Origin of the sequence: Microbacterium phyllosphaerae (genome assembly GCF_050628115.1) — a bacterium.
GTDB lineage: Bacteria > Actinomycetota > Actinomycetes > Actinomycetales > Microbacteriaceae > Microbacterium > Microbacterium phyllosphaerae_A.
Genome location: NZ_CP192502.1, coordinates 2276009 through 2294769, shown reverse-complemented (window position 1 = coordinate 2294769; position 18761 = coordinate 2276009). Strand labels below are relative to the sequence as shown.

The 18761-nt window shown below is 68.4% G+C and carries 19 protein-coding genes; 8 read left to right on the top strand and 11 right to left on the bottom strand.

Annotated elements, in window-relative coordinates; all coding sequences use genetic code 11:
- From rlmB to ACQ4LY_RS10765, 5 genes are all read right to left on the bottom strand, one after another.
- Positions 1–1008, bottom strand: a complete 1008-nt coding sequence (gene rlmB, locus ACQ4LY_RS10785) for a 23S rRNA (guanosine(2251)-2'-O)-methyltransferase RlmB (protein WP_431071323.1) — start codon at positions 1006–1008, stop codon at positions 1–3.
- The gene (gene cysS, locus ACQ4LY_RS10780; protein WP_431071321.1) at positions 1001–2410 is read right to left on the bottom strand and encodes a cysteine--tRNA ligase; all 1410 of its coding nucleotides are present in this window, start codon (positions 2408–2410) and stop codon (positions 1001–1003) included. The genes rlmB and cysS overlap by 8 nt, the downstream gene beginning before the upstream one ends.
- A gap of 73 nt (positions 2411–2483) precedes the next feature.
- A complete protein-coding gene (locus ACQ4LY_RS10775) occupies positions 2484–3074 on the bottom strand; it encodes a short chain dehydrogenase (protein ID WP_431071319.1) in 591 nt (196 codons plus the stop codon).
- 91 nt (positions 3075–3165) lie between these two features.
- Complete coding sequence (gene ispD, locus ACQ4LY_RS10770) at positions 3166–4389, bottom strand: 2-C-methyl-D-erythritol 4-phosphate cytidylyltransferase (protein ID WP_431075669.1); 1224 nt, start codon at positions 4387–4389, stop codon at positions 3166–3168.
- A gap of 73 nt (positions 4390–4462) precedes the next feature.
- Positions 4463–4945: a CarD family transcriptional regulator gene (locus tag ACQ4LY_RS10765; protein WP_056312597.1), complete on the bottom strand. Its 483-nt coding sequence runs from the start codon at positions 4943–4945 to the stop codon at positions 4463–4465.
- 136 nt (positions 4946–5081) lie between these two features.
- Here ACQ4LY_RS10765 and ACQ4LY_RS10760 point away from each other — a divergent pair, with 136 nt between their 5' ends.
- The gene (locus tag ACQ4LY_RS10760; RefSeq protein ID WP_431071316.1) at positions 5082–5609 is read left to right on the top strand and encodes a DNA modification methylase; all 528 of its coding nucleotides are present in this window, start codon (positions 5082–5084) and stop codon (positions 5607–5609) included.
- Between the two features lie 79 nt (positions 5610–5688).
- Here the strand turns inward: ACQ4LY_RS10760 and ACQ4LY_RS10755 are convergent, their stop codons facing one another.
- Both ACQ4LY_RS10755 and ACQ4LY_RS10750 read right to left on the bottom strand, forming a co-directional pair.
- On the bottom strand, positions 5689–6372 hold the full coding sequence (locus ACQ4LY_RS10755; protein ID WP_056312600.1) for a response regulator transcription factor: 684 nt from the start codon (positions 6370–6372) through the stop codon (positions 5689–5691).
- Positions 6369–7586, bottom strand: coding sequence for a sensor histidine kinase (locus ACQ4LY_RS10750; protein WP_431071314.1), 1218 nt, complete (start codon positions 7584–7586; stop codon positions 6369–6371). The genes ACQ4LY_RS10755 and ACQ4LY_RS10750 overlap by 4 nt, the downstream gene beginning before the upstream one ends.
- A gap of 221 nt (positions 7587–7807) precedes the next feature.
- Between ACQ4LY_RS10750 and phoU the strand changes: the two genes are divergently transcribed.
- Positions 7808–8506, top strand: coding sequence for a phosphate signaling complex protein PhoU (phoU, locus tag ACQ4LY_RS10745; RefSeq protein WP_056513816.1), 699 nt, complete (start codon positions 7808–7810; stop codon positions 8504–8506).
- A gap of 61 nt (positions 8507–8567) precedes the next feature.
- Here phoU and ACQ4LY_RS10740 read toward each other — a convergent pair whose 3' ends face one another.
- Positions 8568–9317 carry a phosphoglyceromutase gene (locus ACQ4LY_RS10740; RefSeq protein WP_431071311.1) on the bottom strand — a complete coding sequence of 250 codons (750 nt, stop codon included), beginning with the start codon at positions 9315–9317 and terminating at the stop codon, positions 8568–8570.
- 60 nt (positions 9318–9377) lie between these two features.
- Between ACQ4LY_RS10740 and ACQ4LY_RS10735 the strand changes: the two genes are divergently transcribed.
- A complete protein-coding gene (locus ACQ4LY_RS10735; RefSeq protein ID WP_431071309.1) occupies positions 9378–10202 on the top strand; it encodes a class I SAM-dependent methyltransferase in 825 nt (274 codons plus the stop codon).
- 42 nt (positions 10203–10244) lie between these two features.
- Here the strand turns inward: ACQ4LY_RS10735 and ACQ4LY_RS10730 are convergent, their stop codons facing one another.
- The 3 genes from ACQ4LY_RS10730 to ACQ4LY_RS10720 all read right to left on the bottom strand — a co-directional run bounded on the left by ACQ4LY_RS10730 (position 10245) and on the right by ACQ4LY_RS10720 (position 12424).
- Positions 10245–11366, bottom strand: coding sequence for a YgfZ/GcvT domain-containing protein (locus ACQ4LY_RS10730; RefSeq protein ID WP_431071307.1), 1122 nt, complete (start codon positions 11364–11366; stop codon positions 10245–10247).
- A gap of 1 nt (position 11367) precedes the next feature.
- The gene (locus ACQ4LY_RS10725) at positions 11368–11970 is read right to left on the bottom strand and encodes an FABP family protein (RefSeq protein ID WP_431071305.1); all 603 of its coding nucleotides are present in this window, start codon (positions 11968–11970) and stop codon (positions 11368–11370) included.
- Between the two features lie 166 nt (positions 11971–12136).
- Positions 12137–12424 (bottom strand): hypothetical protein, encoded by a 288-nt coding sequence (locus ACQ4LY_RS10720; protein ID WP_056312614.1) that lies wholly within the window; start codon positions 12422–12424, stop codon positions 12137–12139.
- A 92-nt stretch (positions 12425–12516) separates the two neighbouring features.
- On the opposite strand from ACQ4LY_RS10720, the gene ACQ4LY_RS10715 reads away from it, so the two are divergent.
- The 5 genes from ACQ4LY_RS10715 to pstC all read left to right on the top strand — a co-directional run bounded on the left by ACQ4LY_RS10715 (position 12517) and on the right by pstC (position 18761).
- Positions 12517–13200: a winged helix-turn-helix transcriptional regulator gene (locus tag ACQ4LY_RS10715; protein ID WP_056513834.1), complete on the top strand. Its 684-nt coding sequence runs from the start codon at positions 12517–12519 to the stop codon at positions 13198–13200.
- A gap of 54 nt (positions 13201–13254) precedes the next feature.
- A complete protein-coding gene (locus tag ACQ4LY_RS10710) occupies positions 13255–15420 on the top strand; it encodes an RNA degradosome polyphosphate kinase (RefSeq protein ID WP_431071302.1) in 2166 nt (721 codons plus the stop codon).
- Complete coding sequence (locus ACQ4LY_RS10705; RefSeq protein WP_431071300.1) at positions 15417–16394, top strand: NUDIX hydrolase; 978 nt, start codon at positions 15417–15419, stop codon at positions 16392–16394. The genes ACQ4LY_RS10710 and ACQ4LY_RS10705 overlap by 4 nt, the downstream gene beginning before the upstream one ends.
- A 171-nt stretch (positions 16395–16565) precedes the next feature.
- On the top strand, positions 16566–17666 hold the full coding sequence (pstS, locus tag ACQ4LY_RS10700) for a phosphate ABC transporter substrate-binding protein PstS (RefSeq protein WP_120494086.1): 1101 nt from the start codon (positions 16566–16568) through the stop codon (positions 17664–17666).
- Positions 17667–17792: 126 nt separating this feature from the next.
- A complete protein-coding gene (gene pstC / locus ACQ4LY_RS10695) occupies positions 17793–18761 on the top strand; it encodes a phosphate ABC transporter permease subunit PstC (RefSeq protein ID WP_056312624.1) in 969 nt (322 codons plus the stop codon).

Sequence of the window (18761 nt, the reverse complement as noted above, 5' to 3'; positions counted from 1 at the left end):
CTACTTCTTCGCGTTGCGGATCGAGGACACCTGATACAGCGCGACGGACGTCGCGATGCCGGCGTTGAGCGACTCGGTCACGGCCGAGATCGGGATCGAGACGATCTGGTCGCACGTCTCGGCGACCAGGCGCGAGAGACCCTTGCCCTCGGATCCGGTGACGATCACGACGGGGCGATCGGCCAGCTGCAGCTCGGGCAGCAGCACGTCGCCGTCGCCGTCGAGGCCGAGCACGAAGACGCCCTGCTTCTTGAACTCCTTGAGCTGAGTCGTGAGGTTGGTCGCCAGGGCGACGGGAACGCGCGCGGCGGCTCCCGCACTCGTCTTCCAGGCCGCCGAGTTCACACCGGCTGAGCGACGCTGCGGCAGGATGATCCCATGGCCGCCGAAGGCTCCGGTCGAGCGGATGATCGCGCCGAGGTTGCGGGGGTCGGTGATGCCGTCGAGTGCGACGAACAGCGGAACCTCGCCCTTGTCGATCACGGACTCGAGCAGGTCCTGCGGGTGCGCGTACTCGTAGGGCGGCACCTTGACGGCCACACCCTGGTGCACGCCGTCGAAGCCGGCCATGCGGTCGAGCTCCTGGCGCGTGACCTCGAGCACCGGGATGCCGCGGTTCGTGGCGATCGACAGCATCTCCTTGACACGGTCGTCCATCTCGACGCGCTGCGCGATGTAGAACGCCGACGCGGGGATCTTCGCACGCAGGGCCTCGAGCACCGAGTTGCGGCCGGTGACGACCTCGACCTCGGTGGTGTTGTCCTTCGAGCGCGCCGAGCGGTTCGGGTTGCCTCCGGACGTCTGACGCTGCCCGGGCTTGCCCTTTCCACCGGATGCCGCGTAGCGCTCGGCCGCGGCCTTGCGCTTGCCGGCGGGGTGCCAGGCGCGGTCCTCTGCCTTCGGGGTCGGTCCGCGGCCCTCGAGCGACTTGCGCCCCATTCCGCCGGTGCCCTTCGTGGGGCCCTTCTTGTTTCCCTTGTTCGCGCCGGGGCGCTGTGGCTTAGCCATCGATACTCCAATGAGTTCCGGCCGGAGAGTCCTCCAGCGTGATTCCTGCGGCGGCGATCGCATCACGGATGCGATCGGCCGCCGCCCAGTCCTTGTCAGCGCGCGCCTGCGCACGCTGGGTGATCATCGTCTGCACGAGCGCGTCGAGGGCAAATGCCGTGGCACCGCCAGCCCCTGTGCTCCATTCGCGTGCGAGCGGGTTGATGCCGAGCACAGCTGTCATGTCGCGCACGTCGGAGACGTCCTGCCGAGCCTCGTCGAACTGCCCTGCATCCAGTTTCGCATTGCCGGAGCGGATGCTGTCGTGGATGGCGGCGAGCGCGCGCGGCACTCCGAGGTCGTCGTTCATCGCGTCCCAGAAGGGCGTGGGCAGCCCTTCCTTGTGCTCCTGCCAGCGAGCAGGAGCAAGCCGATCTCCCCGTTCCAGGAACGAGCGGATCCGTCCGAGCGCGGCCTCGGCCTCGGTCCATGACGACTCGGTGAGGTCGAGGCTCGAGCGGTAGTGCGCGGCGGCGAGCGCGTAGCGGATCACGAGAGGATCCCGCTCGGCGAGCACATCGCGTGCGAGCGTGAAGTTGCCGAGGGACTTCGACATCTTCTGCCCACCCACGGTCACGAGGCCGTTGTGCACCCAGTACCGTGCGAAGCCGTCGCCGGCCGCGGTCGACTGAGCGAGCTCGTTCTCGTGGTGCGGGAAGCGCAGGTCGAGGCCGCCGCCGTGGATGTCGAACTCCGGACCGAGGTACCGCTTCGACATCGCGGAGCACTCGATGTGCCAGCCGGGTCGCCCCGCACCCCAGGGCGACTGCCACACGGCATCCGCCTGCTCATCGGGCTTCGCGCCCTTCCAGAGCGCGAAGTCCTGCGGGTTGCGCTTGCCTCGGGGGTCGGCGTCCTCCGCCGCCTCCATGGCATCCACCGACTGATTCGTGAGCGATCCGTACTCGGGCCATGAGCGGACGTCGAAGTACACGTCACCGGAGCCGTCGGGAGCCGGATACGCGTGACCGCGGTCGACCAGGGTGGTGATGAGCTCCTGCATCTGCGGAACGGATGCAGTCGCCCGAGGCTCGTAGGTCGGCGGGAGGATGCCGACGCCGGCATACGCCGCCGTGAACTCCTGCTCCATACGGTAGGCCAACGCCCACCACGGCTCGTCGTCGGTCGCGTTCGCGAGCACCTTGTCGTCGATGTCCGTGACGTTGCGGACGAATGTGACACGGCCATAGCGAAGCATCAGCCACCGGCGAAGGAGGTCGAAGCTCAGCGCAGCGCGGACGTGCCCGATGTGGGGCCCGGACTGCACCGTGGGTCCGCACACGTACATCGTGATGTTCTCGGGATCGAGAGGCACGAAGTCGCGCAGCTGCTGTGCGCGGGTGTCGTAGAGGCGGAGAGTCACCGCACAAGCTTACCGGGCCGCCGATTCCGAAGACTGGGTGCGGTTTCGGGCCGGCAGATCGAAGCCGAGCGGGTCAGTCGACCGTGAAGACCTGACCCGTCTGCACTCCGAGCACGCTCTTCGCGAACGCCTGTCCTACGCGATGCGACGACACGGGCACGAAGCCGGGGAACGACGAGTGATACGACGAGGCGTCCTCGAGCACTGAGGGGCTCACCGCGTTGATGCGGATGCCGCGGGGCAGCTCTGTGGCGGCTGCGAGCACGAAGGACTCGACGGCGCCGTTGACGAGCGATGCGGCGGCGCCGGTGGCGATGGGCTCGCGCGCGAGGATGCCGGAGGTCAGAGTGATCGATCCGGCATCGCGCACGTACGGCGTGCCGATGCGCACGACGTCGAGCTGCGAGAGGACCTTGCCGCGCACTGCCGATTCGTAGTCGGCGCGGCCGAGCTCGCCGAGCGGGCGGAACGGGACCTCGCCGACCGCGACGATCACGGCGTCGACCTGTCCGACCGAGGCGAAGAGACGCTCGATGGATGCCGAGTCGGTCACGTCGACGGATGGCTCGCTGCTGCGCGACGCCGAGACGACCTCGTGCGCCGCCAGCGCGTCGACGGCGGTGCGACCGACCTGTCCGGTGGCTCCGATGATCAGGACCTTCATGATGCCTCCCTCATGTCGCGCGTGAACCGCGCGACGCTCTCCGACAACGAACGCGGATGCCGGGGCATTCCCGCGCTCGCGATGCACCGTGTCAGCGCGGGTGCACCATCGCGACAGCTGTGACGGCGATCCCCTCGCCGCGTCCGAGGAACCCGAGTCCGTCGGTGGTCGTCGCGGTGATCGATACGGGTGCCCCGCCCAGTGCCGCGGACAGCACTCCCTCGGCCTCCGCTCGGCGGGCGCTGAAGCGCGGCCGGTTGCCCTGGAACTGCGCAGAGACGTTCCCGATGGCGAATCCCGCCTCCTCCAGCAGCTCCCTGGTGCGCGCGAGGAACACCTCGGCATGGGCCCCGGCGTACTCGGGATGAGCGGTTCCGAAATGCTCGCCGATGTCGCCGAGCCCCGCGGCTCCCAGCAGCGCATCCACGATCGCGTGAGCCACGGCGTCGCCGTCGGAGTGCCCTGCCAGGGCCGGCTCCTCCGGCCACTCGAGGCCCGCCAGCCACAGAGCGCCGTCGCCGCCGAAGGCGTGCACGTCCGTCCCGAGCCCGACCCGAGACCCACTCCCCGGCACGGGGGCAGCGGCGGGAGCCTCTACAGGCGCCTCTGCAGATGCCGCGGTGGCCGCGGCCAGCAGATGACGAGCGCGCTCGAGATCGGCTGCGGTGGTGATCTTGAAGCCGCGTGCCGACCCGGTGATCTGACGGACATCATGACCGGCAGCAGCGTAGAGGGCCGCATCGTCGGTGTACTCGACACCGGACGCGAGCGCAGCCTCGTACGCTGCCTCGAGCAGCGCACGAGGGAAGCCCTGCGGAGTCTGCGCCGCGGCGAGCTCCGAACGATCGATCGGTCCGACGACCGCATCGCCGTCCACGCGCTTCAGGGTGTCTACCACGGGGAGCGTCGGAAGGATCCCGCTCTCCCCGGCGATGGCCGCGGCGACCGCGTCGATCACCTCGGGAGGTGTCAGCGCGCGCGCCGCGTCGTGCACCAACACACGCGTGACGTCGCCCCACAGCGCATCGAGCCCGGCCGCCACCGATAGCTGGCGCGTGTCGCCGCCGGTGACGACGCTTCCGAGATCGATCCGGTCGCCGGCCGCGGCACGCAGCTCTGTCTCGGCATCGCCCTCGAATCCCGCGGGGGCGACGACGATGACCTGGGCGGGGGCCGCGGCGAACACGCCGTCGAGCGCGTGGCGGAGGATCGAGTGGCTGTCGATGCCGACGAACGCCTTGGGCGCTCCGGCATCGAGTCGCGTGCCGGAGCCGGCGGCGACGACGATGATCGCGGTGTCAGGGACGGGAAGCATGCTCACCCGGTTCACGTTACCGGCGCGCACGAAAAAAGGCGGATGCCGAAGCATCCGCCCTGTCTCGATCCGCTCAGGACGCGAGGACCTCGTCGAGCAGTGCGCTCGCCTTGTCTTCGTCGGTCTTCTCTGCGAGAGCCAGCTCGGAGATGAGGATCTGACGAGCCTTCGCCAGCATCCGCTTCTCACCGGCCGACAGACCGCGGTCCTGATCCCGACGCCACAGGTCGCGGACGACCTCGCTCACCTTGATCACATCGCCGGAGGCGAGTTTCTCGAGGTTCGCCTTGTAACGGCGCGACCAGTTCGTGGGCTCTTCGGTGAACGGAGCGCGGAGCACCTCGAACACATGGTCGAGCCCCTCACGGCCGATCACATCGCGGACCCCGACAAGATCGACGTTCTCCGCGGGAACCTCGATGATGAGGTCTCCCTGCGTGACGTTGAGCTTCAGGTATTTCTTCGCCTCACCCTTGATGATGCGCTCCTTGACCTCGATGATGGTCGCAGCGCCATGGTGCGGATAGACGACAGTTTCGCCAACCTCAAAAAGCATAAAAACTTGTCCTTTCGGCAACCTCAAGGATACCACAGGGGACATGCGCTAAGGTTCGCGCCCCCACGTCCTCAGCCGCCCCCTCGCATGCGCATAGAATGGGATGCGGATATCCCGTCGGACCTCAGGAGGACCCGTGAAATCGCGCCTTGTTGCGTCTGCCGCCATCAGCGCCCTCGTTCTTCTCGGCGCGACGGGCTGCACGTTCATCTCGCCGCAGGCGACGAAGATCGAGTACTCGGCCTCGGACGGCGTCAACGTCTCCGACTCCGACGGACCGATCGACGTGCGCAACGCCTTCATCGTCGCGAACGAAGACGGCTCCGTGGGCAACTTCATCGGCGCGGTCGTCAACCCGACCACCGAGAAGGCCACGCTCACGATGACCGTCGCGGGCCTCGACCCGTTCACCGTCACGGTGCCCGCAGGCAAGACCGTCAGCTTCGGCGCTGACGAGGAGCCGCTGCGCATCGACGGCCTCGACTCGAAGCCGGGCGCCACGATCGAGATCCACTTCCAGTCCGGAGACGGTGCAGGCACCAAGACCGAGGTCCCCGTGCTCGACGGCTCGCTGTCGTACTACGCCGACCTCGTGCCCACCGCCCAGAAGGCCGAGCCGACGCCGGTCCCGAGCGACACGGCGGCCCCTGCCCCGCAGGAGTGATCCGCACCACAGCGTGACGAAGAGGCCGGCACCCCGAGGGGCGCCGGCCTCTTCTGTCGTCCGACCTGCGCGTGCGTGCTCAGCCCTCGAAGCGGTAGCCCAGTCCGCGCACGGTGACGAGCATGACGGGTTCGCCCGGGTTCTCCTCGATGCGGGAGCGAATCCGCTTGATGTGCACGTCGAGCGTCTTGGTGTCGCCGAAGTAGTCGCTGCCCCAGACACGGTCGATGAGCTGCCCTCGGGTGAGCACACGACCCGAGTTGCGCATCAGCACCTCGAGGAGCTCGAATTCCTTCAGCGGCATGTTGATCTGCTGCCCGGCGACCGAGACGGTGTGCCGGTCGATGTCGAGCGAGACGCGTCCGCCGTCGAGCACCCGCTCGTCGAGCTCGTTCTCGGCCTGCACCACGCGCCGCAGCACCGCCCGCATGCGGGCCAGCAGCTCACGCGAGGAATAGGGCTTGGTGACGTAGTCGTCGGCGCCGAGTTCGAGCCCGACGACGATGTCCACCTCCGAGTCCTTGGCCGTGACCATGATGATCGGCACGGCTGAGGTGGAGCGGATCTGCCGGCACACCTCGGTGCCCGGCATCCCGGGCAGCATGAGGTCGAGCAGCACGACGTCGGCGCCGCGTTCGCGGAACGCCGTCAGAGCGCCTGGGCCGTCCTCGGCGATCTCGACCTCGTACCCCTCACGACGCAGCAGGTATGCGAGCGGGTCGGCGAGATCGGGCTCGTCTTCGACGAGAAGGATGCGGGTCATGCGTTCTCTCCGTTTCGGACGCGAGTCGCGGCCTTGGCGGCCTTCCGCTCGCGCTTCTTCTTGTTCTTCTTGTCCGTGTCGATCCTCGGGGGAGCATCGATCCTCGGGAGCCTGATGGTGAAGGTCGATCCGCGTCCGGGACGCGACCAGAGTCGCACCTCGCCGCCGTGCCTCTGCGTCGCGTGCTTGACGATCGAGAGTCCGAGGCCCGTGCCGCCCGTGCGGCGCGATCGAGCCTCGTCCGCGCGGTAGAAACGCTCGAAGATGCGCTCGCGGTCACCCTCGGCGATCCCGATGCCCTGATCCGATACGGCTATCTCGACGACCCCTTCGTCGGCTTTCACGCCAATACCGACCCTGGAGCCCTTCGGCGAGTACGCGATCGCATTGGCGATCAGGTTGCCGAACGCCTCGATGAGGATCTGCGAGTCGCCGCGCACCCACACTCCCCTGTCGCCGCCGCGCGCGATCTCGACACCTGCCGAATCCGCCTGCACGACGTGCGCCTCGAGAGCGGTGGCGAGCACCTCGTCGATCGCGACCGGTCGGACGTCTGACAGCGCATCCTCGGCCTGCAGCCTCGACAGGCTCATGATGCGCCCGGTGAGCTGCCCCAGACGAGAGGCCTCCGCCGAGATCCTGGTGGCGAAATGACGCACCTGGGCGGGGTCGTCCGCGGCCGACTCGATGGCCTCGGCGAGCAGCGTGACCGCGCCGACCGGCGTCTTGAGCTCGTGGCTGGTGTTCGCCACGAAGTCGCGGCGCATCTGATCCAGGCGCTCCTGCTCGGTCACATCGCGGATGATCAGCAGGGTCATCCGCGGGCTGATCACGCTGGCGCGGGCCGACACCAGTCGGGGGTCGAGGCTGAGACCGCCGCGCGTCAGACGCATCGATTCGGAGGCCGAGCCGCCCTCGATCCGACCGCCGCGCACCAGCTGACGCAGCTCGGGATTCTCGAGGGGCGCCCCGACCTCGATGCCGAAGCGCGTCGCCGCCTTCGACACCGCGAGCACGAGCCCGGACGAGTCGACGACGCACGCCGCGTCGTCCATGCTTCCCAGCACCGCGGTGACGCCCTCGGGCACCGAGAGCGAGGTCTCCTCGGCGACCCGCGCCCTCGCGCGATACGCCCATGCCACGAGAAGGGAGAGGCCGACGCCGATCACGAGGCCGACGGCCAACGCGAGCAGCGCGATCTGCGGCAAGGTCATATCCCCAGCGTAGAGTGCGTTCACCCGCGGATCGGCGGGTTCACCCGCCCTGGCGGCAAGGCGAGAAGTACTATTCACGTGCTGGGCACCGTTCGTTAACCTTCGGAGCAGACAATCGCTTTCGGGCCTGTGCGGGAGCGCTGAGCTCTCCTCTCGCGCGAACGGCCCGGCCGTCTCGCGTTGACACCACAGCCGAGACCCGAACGAAAGGTTGCGCCGACATGCGCGAAGTCTTCCATCAGTCCCTCGAGGATCTGCAGTCCCAGCTCGTGGAGATCGCAGACCTCGTCACGGTCTCCATCGACAAGGCCACCCGCTCCTTCGCGACCAGCGATGTCGAGCTCGCCGAAGAAGTCATCGCCGATGACGCCAAGATCGACGCACTGGCCGTGGCGCTCGACGAGCAGGCCATCGAGATCCTCGCCCGGCAGCAGCCGGTCGCGCGCGACCTGCGCGTGGTCGTGACCGCCCTTCGCGTCAGCGCCTCGCTCGAGCGCATGGGCGACATGTCTGAGCACATCGCGCAGCTCGCACGCCTGCGCTTCCCCGAGCGCGCGATCCCGAAGGGCCTCAAGGGCACCTTCACGAAGATGGGCGAGCTGGACGTCGAGATCTCGCGCACGCTCTCCGAGCTGCTGCGCACCCAGGATCTGAAGCTGGCCGACACCATCCGCAACACCGATGACGACATCGACGAGCTGCACGCCAGCGTCTTCGAGAAGGTGCTCAGCGACAATTGGAAGGGCGAGGCCACCGCGACCGTCGACGCCACGCTCGCCAGCCGCTACCACGAGCGTTTCGCCGACCACGCAGTGGCCGTCGCGAAGAAGGTCATCTACCTGGCGACCGGGGACTGGCGCATCGAAGAAGAGGACATCGCCCTCGCGATCGAGCAGCAGCAGGAGCTCGGCCACGCCTGAGGCGCACAAGAGACACGAAAGGGGCGGATGCTGTCAGCATCCGCCCCTTTCGTCTGCGGTGTTACTTCTTGCCCTGCGCGGCGACCGCTGCGGCACCGGCGGCGGCTGCCTCGGGGTCGAGGTAGCGGCCGGGGCCCGTCGGGACGTTGTTCTCGTCGAGCTCGTACACCAGCGGGATGCCGGTGGGGATGTTCAGCTCGGCGATGTCGTCGTCGCTGATGCCCTCGAGGTGCTTCACGAGACCGCGGAGCGAGTTGCCGTGGGCGGTGACGAAGACGGTCTTGCCTGCCTCGAGGTCGGGGACGATCGCGTCGTCCCAGTACGGCAGCAGGCGGTCGATGACGAGCTTCAGCGACTCGGTGCGGGGCACCTCGCCGTCGATGTCGGCGTAGCGGACGTCGCCGACCTGGCTGAACTCGCTCTCGTCGTCGAGCAGGGGCGGCGGCACGTCGAACGAGCGACGCCACAGCTGGAACTGCTCGGGACCGAACTCCTCGAGGGTCTGGGCCTTGTCCTTGCCCTGCAGAGCGCCGTAGTGGCGCTCGTTCAGACGCCACGAGCGCGTCACCGGGATCCACAGGCGGTCGGCCGCATCGAGGGCGATGTCAGCGGTCTGGATGGCGCGGCTCAACAGCGACGTGTGCAGCACGTCAGGCAGGATGCCGGCTTCGGCGAGCAGCTCGCCACCGCGGCGGGCCTCGTTCCTGCCCTGCTCGTTGAGGCGGACATCCACCCAGCCGGTGAACAGGTTCAGTTCGTTCCACTCGCTCCGGCCGTGACGGAGCAGGATCAGGGTGCGCGTAGCAGTCATGACCTCAGTTTATCGGCGGAGGTACACGCGTCCACGCCGCGGCCCTGCGAGGATTGACGCATGGCGTCATCTCCTCTCGGTCGGCCGACCCGCGGCACCACCGGGACGAACAGGCTGCGACGCAACGACAGATGGATCGCGGCGAGCCCGGCATTCCGACGCGCCGCCGATCCGCTGGTCATCGACCTCGGCTACGGAGCGAGCGGTGTGACCGCGTTCGAGCTCGCTACCCGCCTGCAGCGCGTGCGGCCGGATGCCGAGGTGCGCGGCCTCGAGATCGACCCGGCCAGAGTCGCGACGGCGACGCGGCAGCTGGTCGACGTGCAGGCGGGTGGCACCCCCTTCTCTCCCGATCTGCGGGTGTCGTTCGCTCGAGGAGGGTTCGAGGTTCCACTGCCTGCCGGACGTCGCCCTGCGGTGATCCGCGCGATGAACGTGCTCCGCCAGTACGACGAGTCCGACGTCGCGGCGGCGTGGCGGACGATGGCGGCGCGCCTGACGACGCACGGTCTGCTCGTCGAGGGCACCTGCGACGAGATCGGACGGGTGTCGAGTTGGATCGACATCGACCCCGCCGGCGCACCGCAGCGATTCACGATCTCGCTGCGGCTGGCCGATCTCGAGCATCCGAGCATCGTCGCCGAGCGGCTGCCGAAGGCGCTGATCCATCGGAACATTCCGGGCGAACGGGTGCACGCGCTGCTCGTCGACCTCGACCGCGAATGGGACAGAGCTGCACCCCTGTCGACGTTCGGGGCGACCCAACGGTTCCTCGCCGCTGTCGGAGCGCTGCGCGAGCAGGGCTGGCCGGTGCTCGGCGGCAAGAGCCGATGGCGGCTCGGCGAACTCACGCTGCCGTGGGATGCGGTCGCTCCGCATGCCTGAAGCCGCTTCAGGCCGAGAACAGGTTTTGCTCGGGGCGCGAGCTCAGCTCGCCTGGCGGGGATCCGGTGCGCTGGGGCGACGGGAGAGACGCGTGAGGCGAGGGATGTCGGCAGTGGCACCGGCATCCGCGGGCACGATGACCTGCTGAGTCGCGGCGATGTCGGCCCCTTCGGCACGGACGACCAGATCGCCGACCGGCGTGCGGCGGGACAGGATCGCGAGCGCGATGGGTCCGTCCTCGTGGTGGCGGGCGACGGATGTGATGTGGCCGACCTCGTCGTCACCGGCGAGCACCGCATCACCGACGGCGGGCAGTACGGCCTCGCTTCCGTCGAGGTGCAGTGCGGCGAGGCGACGCGGCGGGTGCCCGAGGTTGTGGACCTTCGCGACCGTCTCCTGCCCGCGGTAGCAGCCCTTGTTCAGGTGCACGGCGGTGCGGATCCAGTCGGACTCGTGCGGCAGCGAGCGCTCGTCGACCTCGGCCGACCACCGCGGCCGCCAGGCCGCGACACGCAGCGCCTCTGCAGCGAGCAGGCCGGCGACCTCGTCTGCCCCGAGCGTCGCGGCGAGCGCCCCTGCGGCCTCGTTCGTGGCGATCGCCACACGCCAGTCGAGGTCGGCACCGGGGTGCTCCGCCGTCTCGGCGTACTGGTGACCGCCTGCGCTCACGCGCTGCCACGGGTCGACCCAGACGAGTGGAGCGCCGGAGGGAGCGGATGCCGCAGCGAGTGCGCGATCAGCTGCCGTGCCTCCGTCGACGAAGCCGAGGAGCACGAGGTCGGGGCGCACGTCGACCGTGGCCTGCGTGCGGAACTTCATGCGGGTCAACCACGTCGCGAGCGCCTCGGCGTCGCCGGCATCCGCGATCAGCCACGTGGACGATCCGTCGTCCACGACGCCCGCCGCGTGCTCGACACGCCCCTGCGGGTCGAGCACGAGCAGCTCGGTGCTCTCCCCCGGAGCGAGCCGTCCCACGGACTGCGAGGTGATCGAATCGAGCCAACTCAGTCGTTCGGGTCCTGCGACCTCGATGACCGTCCGGTCGTCGAGGGGCACGATCGCCTCGCCCGCGGCGAGGCGGCGCTGCTCGCGGAACGCGTCGCCGAAGTGGGCGATGCCGTCGTCACCGGTCACCGCGCCGGGGATGTCGGTGAAACCGGTCATGTCAGACCTTGGCCAATCGCGCAGACGCGTGCGACCGCATCGGAGTGCCGAGGGCCGCGATGTCCCAGGCCCACAGCAGGTGGTTGTCGACGAGTCCGTACATGCGCGTCGCGGCGCCGTACTCTTTGGCTCCCGCACCGCGGACGATCGCGTCCGAGGCGATGTCGATGCGCGGACCGCTGATCTCACCGAGGTAGAGCTCCAGCGTCCCGTCGGCGTGGGCGATGGAGACCTCGATCGGGAATCCGCCCGATGCCGCACGCAGTTCCTCGACGTCGTCGACGCCGCGCGTCACAGGCTCGGTGAGCGGCGGCAGCAGACCGGGCCCGGGATCTGCGTCGGTCGCCGGACGGCTGAGCCGCCAGAACCCGGTCTCGGCGACGAGCGGGATCGAGACGGCCTGGTCGTCGCCGGTGAACGTCGCGGTGGCCGAGTAGTTCAGGAACGGACCGCCGTCGTGGCTGAAGCTCACGCGATGCGTGAACTCACCCTGGAGGCGTTCGTCGCCGACCGGATAGTCGATGACGCCGGTTCCCTCCCAGACTCCGACGAGCCACGAGAGCGGCGCGAGGTCGGCGGGAAGGTCAGTGGGCAGCTCGAGCACGGTGCGCTCAGCGCTGGCCGCGGAAGAGGTTGCGCAGCACGACGACCGAGACGAACACGATCGCGAGGCTCGCAAGGCCCAGGAGGCCGATGAAGAAGAGTTCGAGCGCCAGGAGGTCCATACCGTCCACATTACCCTCCGTGCGTGCGGGTGTCGCGTCGTGAGATCAGGTGACGAGAGCCGCCAGGCCGAATCCGACCGAGATCACACCCATCAGCAGCAGTGCGCCGATCGTGCTTCCGCTCACCCGGAAGATGAATCCCTGGGTTCGTCCGTACCAGAGCTGCACGGCGAAGGAGAGCAGCACGATCCCTCCGAAGGCCACGAGCAGCCACGGTACGCGCCACTCCTCCGGCACGAAGATCCCGACCGCAATGGAGGCGACGAAGGCGACCGCCCAGACGACGAGCACACCGACGAAAGCGTTACGCGGTGCGAGGGCAGGTTCCGACATGACTCCATTGTGACCCACCGACGACGATTGTCACCCATCAGCGCCCGGTATCATGGCGGCACGGCGTACCCCGCCGTCCGGAAGGAGTGCGTGTGGCCCAGGTCCTGGTGTTGACCAATGCTCCGGTCTCGGAGCAGGTCCTGCCCGCGCTCGAGCTTCTCAGCCATCGTGTGCGTCAGATACCGGCCGAGCCCGCCCAACTCGTGAGCGCCCCCGACTACGACATCGTGATCGTCGACGGTCGTCTCGACCTCGTCGGGGCGAAGTCGCTGTGCCGGCTGCTGCGCGCCACAGGTCAGGATGCTCCACTCCTCCTCGTCGTCACGGAGGGCGGCATGAGTGCGCTCTCCGGCGAGTGGGGGATCGACGACGTGCTGCTCTCCACCGCGGGTCCGGCCGAGACCGACGCCCGTGTGCGCCTCGCGCTCGCCCGCCGTGACGAGGTCGCGGAACCCTCGCGCGTGCAGGCCTCCGGAGTCACGATCGACGAGCAGTCGTACTCGGCGAAGCTTCGCGGCCGTCCGCTGGACCTCACGTACAAGGAGTTCCAGCTGCTGCACTTCCTCGCCACCCACCCCTCACGGGTGTTCACCCGCGAGCAGCTGCTCAGCGAGGTCTGGGGCTACGACTACTTCGGCGGCACGCGGACGGTCGACGTGCACGTCAGGCGCCTGCGCGCGAAGCTCGGCGACCAGGAGCAGATCATCGGCACTGTGCGCAACGTCGGCTACCGATTCAACGTGTACGACGACGAGACGGTCGCAGCGACGCGGTGACGGATGCGACGCCCGTTCACGCGCGCGTCACCTCACGGTGCTTAGATGTACCCCATGATCGATCCCGCACTCGCCGACGCTGGTCTCGGTGACGCTGAAGATGACGACTTCGATGCCATCGAGGCCCCGGATGCGCTCCTCCCCGACCATCGCTACCTCGATCGCGAGCTGAGCTGGCTCGCGTTCAACCAGCGCGTGCTCGAGCTCGCCGAGGATCCGTCGCTGCCGGAGCTCGAACGGGCGAACTTCCTCGCGATCTTCGCGAGCAACCTCGACGAGTTCTTCATGGTGCGCGTCGCCGGCCTGAAGCGCCGCATCGTGACGGGCCTCGCGGTCCCCACTAACATCGGGCGCTCCCCCGCCGACGCCCTCGCCGACATCGCCCGCGAGGCGCACGCCCTGCAGCTGCGTCACGCTGATGCATGGAAGTCGCTCGTGCGTCCGGCGCTGGCCGAATCCGGCATCGAGATCACCGAGTGGTCGGCACTCACCGATGAGGAGCGCGGCAAGCTCTCCGAGTACTTCGGCGCCCAGGTGTTCCCCGTGCTGATGCCGCTCGCCGTCGATCCCGCGCATCCGTTCCCCTACATCTCCGGCCTCTCGCTCAACCTGGCGATCCGCATCCGCAACGCGCGCACCGGCCGCCAGGAGTTCGCGCGCCTCAAGGTGCCGCCCATGCTGCCGCGGTTCGTCGAGGTTCCCGGATCCGGCGAGATCAAGCGCTTCCTCACCCTCGAAGAGCTCATCGCAAACCACCTCGGAGACCTGTTCCCCGGCATGGAGGTGCTCGACCACCACGCGTTCCGCCTCACCCGCAACGAGGACGTCGAGATCGAGGAGGACGAGAGCGAGAATCTCATCCAGGCGCTCGAGGCCGAGCTGCTGCGCCGCCGCTTCGGCCCGCCGATCCGCCTCGAGATCACCGACGACATGGACGAGGTCACGATGGACCTCCTCGTGCGCGAGCTCGAGATCACCGACCAGGAGATCTACCGCCTGCCCGGGCCGCTCGATCTGCGCGGTCTGTTCGACCTGTCGCGCATCGATCGTCCCGACCTGCGCTACCCGCCGCACCTGCCGACCACCGCGGTCGCCTTCCAGCCCACCGGTAGCAACACCCGCGCCGACATCTTCAAGGCGATCCGCAAGTCGGACGTGCTCGTGCACCACCCGTACGAGTCGTTCACCACGAGCGTCGTGTCGTTCCTCGAGCAGGCCGCCCGCGACCCGCACGTGCTCGCCATCAAGCAGACGCTCTACCGCACCTCGGGTGACAGCCCGATCGTCGAGGCGCTCATCAACGCCGCCGAGGCGGGCAAGCAGGTGCTGGCGCTGGTCGAGGTCAAGGCACGCTTCGACGAGGCCAACAACATCGTCTGGGCGCGCAAGCTCGAGAAGGCCGGCGTGCACGTGGTCTACGGCCTCGTCGGGCTGAAGACGCACTGCAAGCTCGCACTCGTCATTCGCGAGGAGGACGGCGTGCTGCGCCACTACTCGCACATCGGCACGGGCAACTACAACCCCAAGACCAGCCGCATCTACGAGGACTTCGGACTGTTCACGACCGACGCCCAGGTCGGCAAGGACCTCACCCGTCTGTTCAACGAGCTCAGCGGATACGCGATCGAGAAGAAGTTCAAGCGCCTGCTCGTCGCTCCCCTGCACCTGCGCAAAGGGCTGGTGCGTCAGATCGACCACGAGCGGCGCAACGCCGAGGACGGCAAGCCCGCGAGCATCCGCATCAAGGTCAACTCGATGGTCGACGAAGAGGTCATCGACGCGCTGTACCGCGCGAGCGCGGCCGGTGTGAAGGTCGACGTGTGGGTGCGAGGCATCTGCAGTCTGCGCACCGACCTCGACGGGATCAGCGACAACATCACCGTCCGCAGCATCCTCGGCCGGTACCTCGAGCACTCCCGCATCTTCGCGTTCCACAACGACGGTGACGCGCAGGTGTACATCGGCAGCGCCGACATGATGCACCGCAACCTCGACCGCCGCGTCGAGGCGCTCGTGCGTGTGACGGACCCCGGCCACATGAAGGACCTGCTCGACTTCTTCGACCTCGCGATGGACCCGGGGACCACCTCGTGGCACCTGGGCACGGATGGCGTCTGGACGCGGCACTCCGAAGATGCCGACGGCAAGCCGCTCGTCGACCTGCAGGACAAGACCATGGGGTTGATCCAGCGGCGTCGTCGAGCACGGGCGGTCCGATGAGCTCTCAGGCCAGCGCCCAGGCGACGCGTTCGAAGTGGACCGACAAGGCCGTGTACGCGGCCGGTGCGGTCGTCTGGCGACTCATCGACGGCAAGCTGCGGATCCTGCTGATCCACCGCACGAAGTACAAGGACATCACCCTCCCCAAGGGCAAGGTGGACCCCGGCGAGATGCTCGCCGAGACCGCGGTGCGCGAGGTGCACGAGGAGACCGGCATCCGCGTCTCACTCGGTGTGCCGGTCGGTGTCAGCCGCTATCACCTGCCCTCGAGCAAGCAGAAGGTCGTGCACTACTGGGCGGCCGAGGCCACCGCCGACGCGATCCGCGCCTCCACCTTCGTGCCGAACCGCGAGATCGCGGCGCTCGAATGGGTGAGTGTGAAGAAGGCGCGCGCCCGACTGAGCTACCCCGTCGACCTCGAGATCCTCGACTTCTTCGCGAAGCTCGTCGATGACGGCGTGCTGCGCACGTTCCCGATCATCGCGCTGCGTCACGCCAAGGCGCTCTCGCGCTCGGACTGGGACGGTGCGGATGCCGCGCGTCCGCTGACCGACCGCGGGCGACAGCAGGCCGCCTCGATCGTCGCCCCGCTGCAGGCCTTCGGCGTGCGCAGGATCATCACGAGCGATGCCGTGCGCTGCGTGCAGACCGTCAAGCCGCTCGCGAAGGCGCTGGAGCGCAAGACCTCGAAGACCGCGAAGATCAGTCAGGATGCGTGGGAGGACGGCGAGGACGACCTGCGATCGGTGATCGGCCGCCGCGTGCGTGCGGGCAAGCCCGCGGTGCTGTGCAGTCACGGCCCGGTGCTCCCCGGCATCCTCTCCGAGATCGCACTCGCGACAGGCACTATCCGCGGCTCGTACGTGAGCAGCGCGGCTGATCTCGAGCCCGCCGCCTTCTCGGTCGTGCATCTGTCGGCATCCAACCCGGGTTCCGGGATCATCGCGATCGAGACGCACATCCCCAAGATCTGACCGCTCGTCGAGCGGCCTCGGAGCACGAGTGCGCGCATGGGGTGCACCCCAGAGAGACGCACGCCGTTCACCTTCCGTTCACCTGCGCGGGAGAGTCTCGTTAACCGCCGCACATAGCGTCACTGTGTGCCCTGCACCGGGCCCCACCCATCCAAGATCGAAGGATCCACAGTGAAGATCTCCCGAATCGCACGAATCGGCGCCATCGGCGCCGTCGCCGCTCTCGCACTCGCCGGCTGTGCCGCGAACGAAGGCGGCACGGGCTCCACCGACGCGCCGAGCGAGTCCACCCTCTCCGGCACCATCGAGGCCACCGGAGCCTCCTCGCAGGAGGCCGCCCAGCAGTCCTGGGTCGCCGCTTTCCAGACCGCCAACCCCGACACCACGGTGAACTACACCGCGACCGGTTCGGGCACCGGCCGCGAGAACTTCATCGCCGGCTCGTCGAACTTCATCGGATCCGACCGCGCGTTCAACGCCGACGAGATCGCCGCCGGTGGCTTCGGCTCCTGCACCTCCGACGAGATCGTCGAGATCCCCGTCTACATCTCGCCCGTCGCCGTCGCCTTCAACCTCGAGGGCATCGACACGCTGAACCTCGACGGCGAGACCATCGCCAAGATCTTCTCCGGCGCCATCACCAACTGGAACGACGCCGCCATCGCGTCGCAGAACGAGGGCGTCGAGCTCCCCGACCAGGCGATCGTCCCCGTGCACCGCGCGGACGCGTCCGGCACGCAGGAGACCTTCACCAAGTACCTCAGCGCCGTCGCCCCCGACGTCTGGACCTACGAGGCCAGCGACGAGTGGCCGCTGTCGACCGGCGAGGCCGGAGACGGCACCTCGGGCGTCGTCGACGCGATCACCAACGGTGTCGGCTACATCGGCTTCGCCGACGCGTCGCGCACCGCGGACCTCGGTCAGGTCGCCGTCGAGGTCGAAGGCGAGTACGTCGCGTACTCCGCCGAGGCCGCAGCAGCGCTCGTCGAGGCGTCGCCGCTCGAGGAGGGTCGCTCCGACCACGACCTCGCGTTCGCCGTCGACCCGGCCGCAGCACCTGCCGGCTCGTACCCGATCGCGCTCGTCTCGTACCTCATCGGCTGCGTCGACTACGACGACGCCGAGACCGCGGGCCTCGTGAAGGCGTACTTCGAGTACGTCGCATCGGCCGAGGGCCAGGATGCCGCAGCCGAGGCCGCCGGCAGCGCGCCGATCTCGGACAGCCTGCGCGACCAGATCAACACGGCGATCGACGCGATCGTCACGGAGTGACCGACGGCTCAGCCCACAGCTGAGCCCCGGTCCGACGCCCTCGGGTGTCGGTCGTAGGACAAGACCGACACCCGGGGGCACCCGCATGAAAACCCCGAAAGTCCCTCAGAGCCTGGAGTCGCTCCGATGACCACAACCTCAACGGGTCCCGATACCACCCGTTCCACCGGGACGCGCCCCCAGCTGCGCCGACGGGGTGACCTCGTCTTCTCGGGCACTGCGCTGGCAGCGGGAATCATCATCCTCGTCACGCTCGCTGCCGTCGCCGTCTTCCTCATCGTGCAGGCGATCCCGGCTCTGTCGGCAGACACCTCGAACAACCACATCCTCGAAGGACAGTCGTTCCTCTCGTGGGTCTGGCCGTTCGTCTTCGGAACGCTGTGGTCGAGCCTCATCGCGCTCGTCATCGCCGCGCCGGTCGCGATCGGGATCGCGCTCTTCATCTCGCATTACGCACCGCGCCGCCTCGCCGGATTCCTCGGCTACATCATCGACCTCCTGGCCGCCGTGCCGTCGGTCGTCTTCGGTCTCTGGGGCGCCCTCACCTTCGCACCGATGCTCGTGCCCTTCTACAAGTGGCTCAACACGAACCTCGGCTGGATCCCGATCTTCAGCGGAACGCCCTCAGGCACAGGAAAGACGATCCTCACAGCATCCCTCGTCCTCGCGGTGATGATCCTCCCGATCATGACCGCGATCTGCCGCGAGGTGTTCCTGCAGACCCCGAAGCTGCACGAGGAGGCCGCGCTCGCGCTCGGCGCCACGCGCTGGGAGATGGTGCGGATGGCTGTGCTCCCCTTCGCACGCAGCGGAATGGTCTCGGGCGCCATGCTCGGCCTCGGCCGCGCGCTCGGTGAGACCATGGCCGTGACGCTGGTGCTCTCGCCTCTCGGCATCATCACGTTCAACCTGATCAACCCGGAGAACCCCACGACGATCCCCGCGATCATCGCGCTGCGGTTCCCCGAGGCCCACGACGAGGGCGTCAACACGCTCATCGCGGCGGGTCTGATCCTCTTCATCGTCACCTTCGCGGTCAACTTCGTGGCCCGCTGGATCGTCTCGCGCCGCGCCGAGTTCTCGGGAGCCAACTGA